The organism is Anaerorhabdus sp., assembly GCF_036637135.1.
Lineage (GTDB): Bacteria > Bacillota_I > Bacilli_A > Erysipelotrichales > Erysipelotrichaceae > Anaerorhabdus.
This window is the reverse complement of the sequence record NZ_JAVWNC010000001.1, coordinates 13,876-28,496: the sequence shown is the minus strand read 5'-3', so window position 1 is coordinate 28,496 and position 14,621 is coordinate 13,876. Positions and strand designations below refer to the sequence as shown.

Below are 14,621 nucleotides of genomic sequence, written 5' to 3'. Positions count from 1 at the left end.
AAGTTAAAAAAAATCACAAGTAATCGCTTTCATTTTTAAATTATATTTTTTGATACCGTTTTCATTTAATTTTCTTTGTTTTTTTAAGTTGTTGTATGGACGTAAAGATTAAATATAAAATGACTGAAATACCAGAAATCCATCCTGATATAACTTGGATGAGTGTGCCTTGATAAAGGACATGAATCGTTACATGTGCATCATCTTCTTGAGTTGGTGATGGTTCAATACGTACTAATCCAGTTTCAGGATCTGCGGAAGCTTTGACTTTTTCGATAAGTTGTTCATTCTTATATATTTCTGCGTAATAGCCTTTGTAATAAGTAAGAGGTGCTACATAGTATGTGCCTTCACGTACAACAGGTATTGAAAATGTAAAGTTATTGTAGCCTACATAAGGACTGTTTACGGTAATGAGATCCTCACTATTAGTAAGGACAACTGTTCCATGCATTCGATGGTCTACATTTGTTTTAATTGGTAAATAATCAGGTGATGAAACTTCTAATAAATTATACCAAGCAACAGAACCTAAAAATTGTTCATCATTCGCAAGTTCATTACCTTGAGTTAATCGCGTAATGATACCAGGTGTTCGTGTGTAACCAAATAATTGCAAAACACCTATAATGACAACTAAAATCAACATAACTTTGTTGAAGAATGGTTTGTATTGTTTATTTAATGGTAGATAAGCAATTGTATATCCAGCACCCAATGCTAAAAAACTAGCAGCAGGTACTAGTAAGCGTGTTGGAAATTGCAGAAAACTTAGAAACTTAAGATGTTCCCAGGGAAATAATTTTGTTGTCATGATAACCATAAGGTAACCAATAATGATAGAGAATGTAATTAATTTATTTTTATTTCGTGTAAAGATGTAAAACAAAGGCACAAACAACAAGAAAGGACCTAATGAATCGCAGAGATATTTACTATCATCAGTTCTGAAGTCAAAAATATCCCAAAAATTCATTGCGGAATCTGATAAGGATGTTGTACCAAAATAATCACTGATTCGATAACTACCACCTGCTAGTTGCTCTAACATAGGAAATGTGAAGAATGCAGTTAATAGAACACAAGTAATTGTAATAAAGGAAATCCAAATAATACGTTTGCGATTTTTAAGTAAAATTTTAATATGCAGTAATAAATAAATACCATAAGCAACAACCATGATGATAAATGAAATATTATGAGATAGTAATAAACCACAAAATCCAATAACCAAAATATACTGTTTCCTAAAGCTTCCATATACTGAATAATACATACCCATAATGACTAATGGGATGAAAATAAAGGCAAGTGTTTCACCAACAGCACCTCGTTTATAGAAATCTGACATATAGAAACAATTCCAAATATAAAATAGGACAGTAAACCAAATATAAATTTTATTTTTTTTATTCAATACAAGTTCAGCACATTTATACATCGCGATTGCAGCTAGAAAAGCACACACAAACAAGAAGATGTGATAGGTATCATAAACCCCAATACCCATTATTCGCATGAAAGCAGGAAAATAAAGAAAGAAAAAAGAATAAAACATTGGACTACCATATCCAAAGTTATAATTTTGATGGAAAAAGAGTCGAGGATAGTAATCACCATTTTGAATCGCAATACTAAGTGCTTCGATCCGATTTATATGAAAAGCAGTATCCGGACCGATAAAGATCGCATCATTTAGGTAGGGATAGCAAAAGATGAGTGTAATTACAAAACAAAACAAAATCATAATTGAAAAATTAATCATTTTCTTTTTAATAAATACCATCTCCAGTCTACATGTGTAATCTTAAGAATAACTTACTCCCTTTCTTTACGGTTGTCAATGAAAACAAAAGGAGTCTATTTTGATTAATTGTGCTTTTTATTTATAAAAATGAATAAAGCAAATTAGGAAAATAAATAGAGTTACTTCTTAGAAGCAACTCTATCTGTATTTGAAGGAACGTTCTGATGAGATTAAAGGGATTTCTTTCATCGTTATATCAGAAATTTTGATAAATTGATTTCCATCTTTTAACATGCGAAGTACTTTATCAACTCTTTCTTCATCACCTTGAATTTGGATTTCAACCATACCATTATCCATATTACGCACCCAACCTGTACAATTGTTCTTTATAGCACATAATTGAGTGTAACTTCTAAACCCAACACCTTGAACTTGTCCTTCGACAATGACAAAATATCTTTTCATAATCCCTTCCTCTAAAAACATTATATCATGTACTTTAAATTTAGATAACTTTGATTGCTAAGTATTTCATAGAATTTTATAATTAAAATATGTTGAAAGACAAGTTATAGAGTGGATAGTGTAACTTGATTTTTATTGACAAGAGACCTCAAAAGATGTATCTTTTTATCATTGAGTAGGGGAGTAGCTGCAGATATATCTGTGTAAGTATTCGACATCTCGGCTAAAAGCCCGGATACTTAAATCTCTTGATAAGCAAGACCTATCCATTTCAAAAAGTGGGTGGAGTCTTGCTTTTTGTTTTTCTAGGAGGAAAATATGTTTTATAACAGAACGAAAAAACAAGTTGTAGAAGAATTACAGAGTAATGATCAAAAAGGATTACATTTAAGTGAAATTGAAACAATAAGAAGTAAATGTGGAAGTAATGAGTTAAAAGAGGAAAAGAAACAATCAATCTTTGTTAAATTCCTATTGCAGTTTACAGATCCATTAATTATTGTACTTATTGTTGCAGCAATTGTATCTATCGTAGTAGATCCACATGAATGGATTGATAGTTTAATTATTTTGATTGTTGTTGTATTTAATGCAATTTTGGGTGTAGCACAAGAAAATAGTGCTGAGAAATCACTAGAAGCATTAAAGAAGATGAGTGCTCCAAATACAAAAGTTATTCGTGATGGAGAAAGATTTACAATTCCTTCAAGAGAACTAGTTGTAGGAGATGTGGTTATTCTTGAAGCTGGAGACTTAGTTCCAAGTGATGGTAGAATTTTAGAATCATATAACTTACAAATAGATGAAAGTGCATTAACTGGAGAATCAGTTCCAGTAAACAAAATCAGTGATATTATCGAGTTAGATAATTGTCCATTGGGTGATCAAAAGAACATGGCATTCTCGAGTACAGTGGTTACTTATGGTCGTGGTAAGATGATCATAACAACAGTAGGTATGGAAAATGAAGTCGGTAAGATTGCTTCCATGCTAATGAGTTCTGAAAAAGAAACAACACCACTACAAAATAAACTAGCACAAATTAGTAAAGTAATTGGTGTCATGTGTTTAGGAATATGCGTTATCGTATTTGGTCTAGAATGGATGTCTGGATTATCTGTTCTTGATTCATTTAAAACATCTGTTGCATTAGCTGTAGCTGCAATTCCAGAAGGATTAGCAACAGTTGTTACAATCGTACTTGCTATTGGTGTTACAAAGATGGTTAAGAACAATGCAATTGTACGTAAATTACCAGCAGTTGAAACATTAGGTTCTGCAAGTGTTGTATGTAGTGATAAAACAGGTACATTAACTCAAAATAAGATGACTGTAGTAAAAACATACACAGTTAAAAATGGTACAGAAGATTTTAATGGTGAAGGTAATTCAGATGTAAGAGAAATGATGAAATGCTTTACTCTTTGTTCTGATGCTGAAATGAAATTTGAAAATGGTGAAACAAAACTATTAGGTGATCCAACTGAAACTGCACTTATTGAAGCAAGTTTCAAGATGGGTGATAAAAAAGAAGATTTATATGATCTTGCACGACGCGGCGATGAAATTGCATTTGATTCATCACGTAAACTAATGACAGTATTCTACAATACGGATGAAGGTGTTATCTCAATTACAAAGGGTGCTCCTGATGTAATTATGTCAAGATGTATTAATACACCAAGTGATGCAAGTGATGCGAATGAACAAATGGCTAATCAAGCGTTACGTGTATTGGCAGTTGCATTCCGTCGTTGGAAAGAAGTTCCTGTATTGTTAGATGCTAAAGAAGTAGAAAGTCAAATGACATTCGTTGGATTGGTGGGTATGATTGATCCACCTCGTCCGGAAGCAAAATTAGCAATTGAAGAAGCAAAACAAGGTGGTATCCGTACGATTATGATTACTGGAGACCATGTTACTACAGCAAAAGCAATCGCAAAAGATTTAGGTATCTTACTTGATGGTCAAAAAGCAATCACAGGTACTGATTTGTCAAATATGACAGATGAAGAATTATTAAAAGATTTAGAAAATATTAGTGTTTATGCACGTGTTGCTCCAGAACATAAAGTAAGAATCGTTAGTATGTGGCAAAGTAAAGGTCATGTAGTTGCGATGACTGGGGATGGTGTAAACGATTCACCAGCTCTTAAGAAAGCAGATATCGGTTGTGCAATGGGTATTACTGGTACTGATGTATCAAAAGGTGCTGCAGATATGATCTTAACTGATGATAACTTTGCAACAATCATTCATGCCGTAAGAGAAGGCCGCGGTATTTATAACAATATCAAAAAAGACGTACAATTCTTATTATCAAGTAACATTGGAGAAGTAATCACAATCTTTGGTGCTTCTGTAATTAGCTTGTTTGGAATTAATCTTGGAGTTCCTTTATTACCAGTTCATTTATTATGGGTTAACTTAATTACTGATACTTTACCAGCGTTTGCATTAGGATTAGAACCAGTTGATAAAGATATCATGAAAGAAAAACCAAGACCTAAGAACGAAAGTTTCTTCGCTCATGGATTGGGGTTCACAATTGCTTGGCAAGGGTTAATGGTAGGTATACTTACATTGACAGCTTATATTATTGGTAATAACATTACTCATGAAATTGGTATGACAATGGCATTTATGACTTTATCATTATCACAATTATTCCATGCATTTAATATTAAGAGTACACATAGTATCTTCCATAGAACAATCTTCAATAACAAGTATCTATGGGGTGCATTATTAGTGGGTATGGCATTACAAATGATTGTTATGTATGTTCCTGGTATAAATGGAATCTTTAGTTTAGAACCATTAAATGCACAATTATTCATGATTTCATTAGGACTTGCATTGTGTCCAATTGTGATTGTAGAAATTGTAAAACTATTTAAGAATCATATTTTAAAAAAATAGGTTAAATAATAAAACTCTATTGTTGAGATGTATAATCTCATAATAGAGTTTTTATTTGTTTTCTTAACAATTTGAAAGTAAGTGGCCTTCTTTTATATGATATCTAGTAGTATAAGATAAATTAAATATTGAAGATGATTATTTATTCATTGCATGAATAAATGATAAATGAGTTATTATCATATTCTACTTTGCATAATCGGTTAAGCTTTTCATAGGTATCAGAAGTTTGGAATGTATCTAATAATATAAAGTTAATCTTTGAATTTGTAATAGCTTCATCGATCATTTCTAATGGAATATCAAAAGTGCTCGAATATGCAACAGCTTCATATAAGTGCGTCAAATCATTCGTGATTTGGTATTGTTTTCCCCTAAAACTACTACGCCAATTATAAATGGTATATATATAATGAATGTTTTTAGTTAGATAAGGAGTTCTAAAGTCAGTTACAAAGGTATTTGGCTTAGTTTGATGTAGTTGAACATAATTAATTCCTAATTGATCCAATGTGTTAAAGGCAAGAACTGCATCATTTTCCATTCTATATTCCATGTTAAAATCAATTGGATTTTTGAATTTCAATCCATATTGATAAGGTAGACAAAATGTTATGAGTAGAATCAAGATAAGTGTAAAGTATATTAGTTTGTTTTTGAATTGCACAATGATATAGAATAAAACAAAGAAATTTATGAAAATAAATGCAATTCTAAAATAAACTACATTGGTTAAGTAAGTACTAATGGTAGAGATTGTGATTGGATTATAGAAGACAACCCATGTTACAAAAAGTAATATATTAATGAAATGTTTTGATTTAAAATTGATGATTAAAAATATTAAAGAAATTACATATCCAAAAGTTAGATGAATATTAGATATAATTTCTATTTCGGTAGCTTTTAGTAGAAAGACTTCATAGAAGAAATCATGATAATTAAAGACAGGATGACCATTAAAAGTTATAGATAATGAAAATACATAAAGTCCAATTATTCCAATAATTATTGTCACTTTCAAATACTTCTGAAAATTCTTAAAGTTCCATAATTTATATAATGCGTATAAAAGAATGATTGTTAACAAGAAAGATATCGAAATAATAATTGGCTTTGAGGTATGTGAGAATCGCTCTATTAACAACAAAAATGCATTTTGAACAACAAAGAATGAATAAATACAATACCACTTTATTTGCTTTTCATCTGATTTAGAAAGTAGAAGATGAATTAATTTTGCGAAAAGAATAATAATGGCTAAAAACACAAATGTTGAATGGACACAAATCCCAGTCAGAAAAGCGAAGAATAGAAAGATGGTTTGATTTTTTGTACAAGAATCCTTAATTAACAGTAAAAGAATGAGAATAATAACATAATCACGATAAAGGTTACCCATCATAGAATTCACAATGAGATGCGGGTTAAATACAAGCAGTATTGATAAGAATGAGAATACATACTTGTATAGTTTTTTCGAAGTTAAGTGTTCAATAGCTTCAAGGAGTGTTGTTGAAGCAAATATAGTGTAAAGAAATGGTGTAAACCAAATTGAAAATAAATATCCATCAAAATGAAATATATTTGAAAGCAAAGCAATTAGATGATAAAAGCCATCCTGGGCATAAATATTTCCCATTGTAGTATATCCGCTTTGTAAGATGTTGATGTAGTTAAGTTTTGGAGAAATCATATTTTCTTGTATATAACTTATATAAAAATTATGATCTAATCTAAAATCCCCAACATACCCAAACAAATAGATAAATAAGATAGTAAAGATAAACAAGAATAGAATAATCAGCGATTTTCGAGATAATAATTCATCAAGAAGCTTCTTTTTATTGTAGATAAATGATGTAAGTATCAATATAAGAATTATAAACCCGCTTAAATATGAAAATATTGATGAAAGATTAAGAAATAGAGGGAGAAACATAAGTAATTCATAAATTCCAAAAATAGCAACAAAACCAATAGGAAAATAGTATTTTATAAAGGGAAGTGTGAATACTTTATTCATCATCATCCCAATTGATGTTGAACAAATATAAAAAGCAATAAATAGAGTTATTATTGGCATTATTCTCATTGTTTTTCTCCCGCTTTGTATGATTTCATTATATGATTTAATAAACACAGAGACAAGAAAATGTTATAATTGAGAAAAGGGAGAATACAAAATGAAACCAGAAAAAATGAAAAAACTTCAAAGTATCACTTTAGAATCAATCCAAGGGAAAAAGATGAAAGAGATTAAGCAAACTGTAGGAGAAGCGTTTTTATTGTTGAAACTGGATATCAAGATAGATTTTGAAGAATGCATGAAAGAAGCTAAAGCAAAAGGTATTACTGATTTAAAATCATCAAAATTATTGGAAAATGAACAATTTAAGAGTGCAGCACAGGCTTTAAAATATGTAGATATGCTAAAGAATGTAGATGATACAAGTGAGGAAACGATATTAACTGATTTAGAAAAGTTGTTGTCAGTTAATGTTGAAGATATTGAAGTTACTGAAGAAATATATAATGATGACTTTACAATTAAGTATTGGAATGCAGCAAAATAATAAAGGAGGTATCCTATGATTCGCTATGGGTACACTAAGCATAATATTGATAATGTTGATATTCATGTTTATAAAATTGATAAAAGTGTTATGTCCATTAAACAAGTTTATAATGGTTCAGATCATACAACAAAGCCAATTGGTAATGCATTTCCAGGTGCAGTAAAATGTACTAGTTTCTACCTGTTTGATCGACCATTACCAAGTTATCTATTAGTCTATCGTAAAGATAACGGCAAACCAGTATTTATTACGAATTATTGTTACTTTTTAGCAAATCCAACATCCAAGGAGTATGGTCAAATTCAAGGCAGATGTCAAGGCGAAGGATTAGATAATAGACCGGAACAAATTGAATGGGTAAGTGGAATTATTGATAATGATATGCACATTCATCATGGTTACTATGCATCATGGGAATATGAGAAAAAAGATATTATTTTAGGATATAGTCCTGCATTTGTGGGTATTAATTCAGGTAGTAAAATAGAGTTTGAATCGGCGTTACGATACAACTATAAAAAAGATTCAGGTAAGAAAGTGAATGTATTGGAAGATCGACCGTTGGTTAGTATTGCATGTACTTTACAAAAACTGACAACTAAGAATACTCAAACGTTGTTGATGGAAGATAGTCAATCAATTAGTTTAGCTGTTGTGGATGGATTATTGAAGCCAGAGATGATAATTGATTGGGCTTTAACTCACGATATCATTGAACTGGATTTTGGTGATAGTGGTGGAAGCTCGTATGCATATTATGATGCGAAAAATGATTTGCACTTTGTTTCTTCGCAATTATCATTGTAAAACTATTTGAGAATCATAGTTTAAAGAAATAAACATTAAGAGTGTGGTGAGATTTGCTCACCATACTTTTTATATAAAAAAACACTTATTTCAATATAAGTGTAAACTAATCAATACTAATGTTTGCTTTAGTAAATAAGTCCTCTAAGAATTGTTTGCGGAACATTCTTCCTATTGGAACAATGGAGCCATCAATCATGAAAATCTCATTCTTAATGATTTTATCAATATGGCGTAGATTTACAATAAAAGAACGATGACATTGTACAAAATTCTCGCTATTTAGTTTTAGTAAAATTTCATCAAAACTTGCATATGAATATAGATCTTTATCAGCTAAATGAAATCTAATTTTTCTTAAAAGACTCTCTAAATAGACAATTTTAGAAAAAGGAACTAAAGTACTTTGATTCTTAAACTTTATCATAAGGCTATCCCCAAATAATGACTGATTCTTTTTAGATGTAAATATGGATAATGCTTTATTTAAACCTGTATCTAAGTCATTTTTTATAACAAAGTAAATGTGATTAGCATCATATACATCGATAAAAAACTCTGTATGTGAAGAGACAAAGATAATGAAACAATTAGGATGATGATAATTGATTTTTTTTGCAAGTTCAATTCCATTATCCTCGGAGCCATTTAATTCAATATCTAATAACAGTAGGTCAAATTCATTCTTTTCTATATTTTTTAGTAAAGATTTAGCATCAAAAAAACAACAGATATTTGGAATCTCATTTTTTGAAACAAAATAATCCCTTGTTTTATCTGTTAATAATTTTAAATATTCTGCATTATCATCGTATATACCAATTTTAGTCATGCTATCACCGTTTAAATTATAACATGATAAAAAGATGCTCATGAATGTAGGTTTTGTTATATATTACACGAATTCATAATCTAATTACTTTGGGTTTTAAAAAGAAGAAATACCTAGTAAAATGAAAATATGGAAAATAAAATATTTAATATAAGAGTAGATTCAAAAGAAATTCACTGTCTATTGTTTTATGTTTTTGGGCAGTTTTTTATGTTGTTTACTATCGTTATCACATTTAGTATTGATAGTTTAAAAATTATGGTAATACTTTCAATCATTTGTGCCTTACTTTGGATATGTTCACTACTTGGCTTAGTTTATGCAATTGTGAGTATAATTAAAAAAGCCAAACAGTTGGAAAAGTACGAAGAGATGCTCATGGAGACTGATTATCGGTTAAGGATAGTGAAATCAATAGAAGAACAGAACTCTCAGGTACGTAAGTTTTATCACGATATATCAAGTCATTTGAGTGTTATAGAAGAATTAAAGAAAAGTGGAAAAATAGAAGAAGCTAAAAAGTATAGTGAGCAAATAAAAAAAGAATATCAAGATAAAGTAATGGAGTAAGGAGATCAGAATGACTAATTATAGTGGGTTTCAATTGTGGAATAATATTTATCTAATAACATTTATGTCTGCATTTATTAATATATTTTTCAGTGAAAGAGTTAAACCAAATTTAAGGAATTTTTTCATTTGTGAAGTAGTTATGTTATTAGCAATGTATATTGTAATTTGCATTAATATAGGTGCAAGTATTTACTTACCATTGATTAGACAATTTGTTTTATTTGCAATTATGACTGCATTAACGATACGTTTATTTAAAGCAAAAGTAATAGAATTTATATTATGTTTTGTATGGATACTGAGTGTTATCTCATTTACTGAGTTTATCATTATGCCATTAGGTGTATTATTTACTAATTTTGATGAAATTATGTTTGTAAATAAAACTTTCTTAAGTGTTGAAGTATATATAATATTTGACGTTATTTTAACAATTTCATTATTTATTGAGCATAAAATAATTAAAAGTGGATTGATTAGTCAATTGAATACGAAAATATTAAGTAACATCATATTAGTTATTATCTCGTTTATATTGCTTACTTTTATTCAATTGTCAAATTTTATGGCGGAGATTCAACAAGATTTCTTTGTTTTGCTTTTTGTAGCTATTTTCTTTGTTTTATCTAATCTTGTTTTGTTTAGAACTATCAAGCAAATAGTAAATCAAAATAAAAAAATCATCGTGGATCAAAGTAGATTGGCTGCCCTTAAAAATATCCAAGTTGATAAAAAATATTATCAAACAAAACAAAATGAATCAGAAGAACTTATTAAGTTAATAAATTCTCAAATGGAACATCTTGGTGATGAAAGCTTTTCGATGCAAGAAATAGATGATAAGTATAGTAGTTATAAACAAGAAACATATTGTGATAGTGAGGTATTAAATTGTGTATTAAAGTTATTTATGAGTATGTTTAAGAATTCAAATGTTTGCTCTACTTTCAGTATTAGGACGAAGATGAAAGATATATTAAGTGATTTTGAGATGGTAACATTATTTTCTAATCTATTAACCAATGCTTATGAAGCTTTAGAGTATAATACAATAAATAAAACTGTGTCTTTGCAAGTGTATCGTGTTAATAGCATGTTATTTATCGAATGTGTTAACGATTTACCTGAGGTCATTATTGCTCATAAGAAAACAGTGTCAGGTGAGGGATTAAGTATTGTAAAGAATGTCTTACAATATCTTGAAGGGGAATTACATGTTATGAGTAAAGATAATCAATTTAAAGTTAAAATAATATTACCAGTAAATAAAGATTAATAAAGTATTTTTCTATTGAGGAAAATCAGGTAAAACACTATATATTTTTCTTGGATTAGTAATTTGGTGGTGATAAATATAATTATGTAAATGTAAGGATACATATTCTTTGCTCTCTTTACAGTGGAGAAATTAAGAATGAATGTGCTATAATTATTATACATTTATTCAAGAATTTAATTTTATCTTGTTGATATGGGGAGAGAAAAATGAGAGTTGCTGTTTTAATACCATGCTACAATGAAGAACTCACAGTACAAAAAGTTGTTACTGATTTTAAAGATAGTTGTCCATATGCGGATATCTATGTTTATGATAATAATTCTGAAGATAGAACTTTTGATTTAGCACTTGACGCTGGAGCTATAGTACGTAAAGAAACAATGCAAGGCAAAGGAAATGTGGTGCGATCAATGTTTCGAGATATTGATGCGGATGTATATGTTCTTGTAGATGGTGATGATACTTATCCTGCTGATGAAATGCAAAAATTAATTAATCCTATTCTTAACGAAGGTGTAGATATGGTTATTGGTGATCGTTTAAGTAATGGAACATACTTTAAAGAAAATAAACGTGGTTTTCATGGGTTAGGTAATAATTTAGTCAAAGGACTAATAAATAAATTGTTTAAGAGCGATATCAAAGATATTATGACGGGGTATCGTGCATATAGTAAGAAATTTGTTAAGTGTATGCCTATTATGAGTGATGGGTTCCAAATTGAAACAGAAATGACTATATTTTCATTAGTTTATGGAATGAAAATCGCAGAAGTACCTATCAATTATCGCGACAGACCAGAAGGTTCTAAGTCAAAGTTAAATACATTTTCTGATGGATTTAAAGTTTTGGTTACGTTGTTTGATTTGTTTAAAAACTATCGACCATTTCTATTTTTTGGAATTATCTCATTTGTTTTCGCTATATTTGGAATTATTGCAGGTATTCCAGTTATAAGTGAGTTTATTAAAACGGCATACGTTTCTAAACTCCCATCAGCTGTATTAGCGGCGTCTTTATGCATTATTTCATTTATCTTATTTTTGGTAGGAGTAATACTGGATTCAATAAAGAATCAAACACAACTTTTGTTTCAAATGCATGTAAATGAATTTATGAGAAATAATGCGAAAGATGAAAATTTGTTGAAATAAAACATTCTTAATCGAATGTTTTTTTTATATACTGTATAATAGGCATATTGGAGGTTCATATGAAAAAACTACTAGCACTTCTTCTTTCATTTATTTTGATAGGTTTGTCATTGGATTTAGTATTCAATAAACCTAATGATAATGAAGATAATATAAATACTGAAACAAACAACCCAATACCCACAATAAATACTGAAAAAAAAGATTATGCACCAATAGAAGAGGATAATACGACAGGATTTAAAACATCGTGGTTTAGTGGTGCAACCGATGGTAATATTACACTTTCATCAACTTTTGATGTACAAACATTGTCTATTGAGTATCCAGGAACGGCAATAGATAGTGCCCAATTTTTCAGAGAAGGAATTCCTTTTATAAAAGACAATCAATATATTATATCTTTTGATATAGAAAGTGATACTGAACGTTCTATTGAATTAGTAATCACTAACGCACAAAACAATGAGAAACTCTATTCACAGATAGTTAATGTAGGAGCACCGACAAATATTCGCGTTGAATATTTAATGGATAAAGAAACAACATGGAATGGTAAAGTAGCATTAAATGTAGGGTATGATGGTAAAGAAACTACTAATTCATATCATTCAATTAAGATAAGTAATTTAACAATTTTAGATGTGACAAATAAGGATAATAGTATTAAAGTAAATCATTTGGGCTACAATATTAAAGATCAAAAACAATGTGTTTTTCCATATAGTCAAGGAGATTTCTTTAATGTAATTGATGTCGTTACAGGGTCTGTTGTCTATACAGGAGCGATTAAGAATAGAGTAGTAAATGCAAATACAGGTGAAACAAATTACATTGGTGATTTTACAAATGTAATGACACCCGGTACATATAGAATTGAATCACAAATTGTTGGGACATCCTATGAATTTGAAATAGGTGATAATATTTTTGATAATCTAGCTAATGATTTATTGAAGATGCTTACTGCACAACGATGTGGATATGATTTAGGAACTGAATATATCGGTGAATTGGCACATGCATCTTGTCATAAGCAACCAGCAATTATTCATTCAGCGCCAGAACAAAGTATTGATGCGACAGGTGGATGGCATGATGCAGGTGATTATGGAAGATATGTCGAAACTGGAGCAAAAGCAGTTAGTGATTTATTGTTCGCATATTTAGCTAATCCAGGATTTTATGGGGATGATTTAGCTATTCCTGAATCGGGAAACACAATTCCAGATATTTTGGATGAAGCAAGGTATGAATTAGAATGGATGTTGAAAATGCAAACATCATGGGGAGAAGTATATAGTAAAGTTGTTACACCAGCTTTTGCTAGTGATGTAGTACCAGAACAAGATAATCAACCATTATATATCGTTGGGGCATCAACAATATCTACAGGTGACTTTGTTGCTGTAATGGCTTTAGCCAGCGATATATTTAAAGAAATTGATCCTGATTTTAGTAATAGGTGCTTAGAAGCTGCAATACTTTCATGGGAGTATCTATCTAATTCAGTTAATCAAGGTGAGATTAAGAATCCAGAAGACATATCTGCGGGAGAGTATCGAGATGATAATGATAGTGATGAACGTTTTTATGCAGCTATTTCAATGTGGAATGCAACAGGTGATGATGAATATCTAAAAAGTGCAAAAGAAGAGTATTCAAAGAATAATGATTGCGTTAATGGAATTTCCTGGAAAAATGTAGGTGGTTATGGAAGATATCTTTATTTGCAAAATGAGAGAGCTAAAAAAGATAAGAATTTCTATGATGAGATGCTTACTTCGTTAACAAATGAAGCAAATACTATTTTGGGAGTAGTTACTAGTGATGGCTATTCAACATCTATTAGTCACTATTCATGGGGAAGTAACGGGACAATTGCTGATAATGGTATTTTATTAAATATGGCATATGAAATTACTGGAAATATGAGTTTTAGACAGGCTGCTGTTGAACAATTAAACTACTTATTAGGAAAAAATGCCTTAAATATGACATTCATAAGTGGAGAAGGATATAAATATCCAATAAATGTACATAGTAGATTAGCAAAGGCGAAAAATGCCTTATATCAAGGAGCACTAATTGGCGGTGCTAATAGTGATAGAGATGATACGATGCTTCAAGAATTAGGAGAAAATATTCCCTCAGCAAAGATGTATTTAGATAAATATAATAGTTATTCGACAAATGAAGTGGCTATTTACTGGAATAGTGCATTGTTATACCTTGTAGTTGGTTTGGATTAGTATTCAAA

11 protein-coding genes are annotated in these 14,621 nt (G+C 29.9%); 7 read left to right on the top strand and 4 right to left on the bottom strand.

The window, feature by feature from the left end:
• Positions 1-61: 61 nt before the first annotated feature.
• Both RR643_RS00110 and RR643_RS00105 read right to left on the bottom strand, forming a co-directional pair.
• A complete protein-coding gene (locus RR643_RS00110) occupies positions 62-1,786 on the bottom strand; it encodes a hypothetical protein (protein WP_332481958.1) in 1,725 nt (574 codons plus the stop codon).
• 159 nt (positions 1,787-1,945) lie between these two features.
• Positions 1,946-2,215 carry an acylphosphatase gene (locus RR643_RS00105; protein WP_332481957.1) on the bottom strand — a complete coding sequence of 90 codons (270 nt, stop codon included), beginning with the start codon at positions 2,213-2,215 and terminating at the stop codon, positions 1,946-1,948.
• Positions 2,216-2,533: 318 nt separating this feature from the next.
• On the opposite strand from RR643_RS00105, the gene RR643_RS00100 reads away from it, so the two are divergent.
• Entirely contained in the window at positions 2,534-5,137 is a 2,604-nt protein-coding gene (locus tag RR643_RS00100) for a calcium-translocating P-type ATPase, PMCA-type (RefSeq protein WP_332481956.1), read from the top strand.
• Between the two features lie 142 nt (positions 5,138-5,279).
• Here RR643_RS00100 and RR643_RS00095 read toward each other — a convergent pair whose 3' ends face one another.
• Positions 5,280-7,232: a hypothetical protein gene (locus RR643_RS00095; RefSeq protein WP_332481955.1), complete on the bottom strand. Its 1,953-nt coding sequence runs from the start codon at positions 7,230-7,232 to the stop codon at positions 5,280-5,282.
• Positions 7,233-7,323: 91 nt separating this feature from the next.
• Here RR643_RS00095 and RR643_RS00090 point away from each other — a divergent pair, with 91 nt between their 5' ends.
• Positions 7,324-7,713 (top strand): hypothetical protein, encoded by a 390-nt coding sequence (locus RR643_RS00090; protein WP_332481954.1) that lies wholly within the window; start codon positions 7,324-7,326, stop codon positions 7,711-7,713.
• Positions 7,714-7,728: 15 nt separating this feature from the next.
• Positions 7,729-8,523: a hypothetical protein gene (locus RR643_RS00085; RefSeq protein WP_332481953.1), complete on the top strand. Its 795-nt coding sequence runs from the start codon at positions 7,729-7,731 to the stop codon at positions 8,521-8,523.
• Between the two features lie 106 nt (positions 8,524-8,629).
• Here RR643_RS00085 and RR643_RS00080 read toward each other — a convergent pair whose 3' ends face one another.
• Positions 8,630-9,355, bottom strand: coding sequence for a LytR/AlgR family response regulator transcription factor (locus tag RR643_RS00080; protein ID WP_332481952.1), 726 nt, complete (start codon positions 9,353-9,355; stop codon positions 8,630-8,632).
• A 129-nt stretch (positions 9,356-9,484) separates the two neighbouring features.
• Here RR643_RS00080 and RR643_RS00075 point away from each other — a divergent pair, with 129 nt between their 5' ends.
• The 4 genes from RR643_RS00075 to RR643_RS00060 all read left to right on the top strand — a co-directional run bounded on the left by RR643_RS00075 (position 9,485) and on the right by RR643_RS00060 (position 14,613).
• Positions 9,485-9,925, top strand: a complete 441-nt coding sequence (locus RR643_RS00075) for a hypothetical protein (RefSeq protein WP_332481951.1) — start codon at positions 9,485-9,487, stop codon at positions 9,923-9,925.
• A gap of 10 nt (positions 9,926-9,935) precedes the next feature.
• Entirely contained in the window at positions 9,936-11,204 is a 1,269-nt protein-coding gene (locus tag RR643_RS00070) for a GHKL domain-containing protein (RefSeq protein WP_332481950.1), read from the top strand.
• 209 nt (positions 11,205-11,413) lie between these two features.
• Complete coding sequence (locus tag RR643_RS00065) at positions 11,414-12,361, top strand: DPM/DPG synthase family glycosyltransferase (protein ID WP_332481949.1); 948 nt, start codon at positions 11,414-11,416, stop codon at positions 12,359-12,361.
• A 59-nt stretch (positions 12,362-12,420) separates the two neighbouring features.
• Positions 12,421-14,613, top strand: coding sequence for a glycoside hydrolase family 9 protein (locus RR643_RS00060; protein WP_332481948.1), 2,193 nt, complete (start codon positions 12,421-12,423; stop codon positions 14,611-14,613).
• The last annotated feature ends 8 nt before the right edge of the window (positions 14,614-14,621 follow it).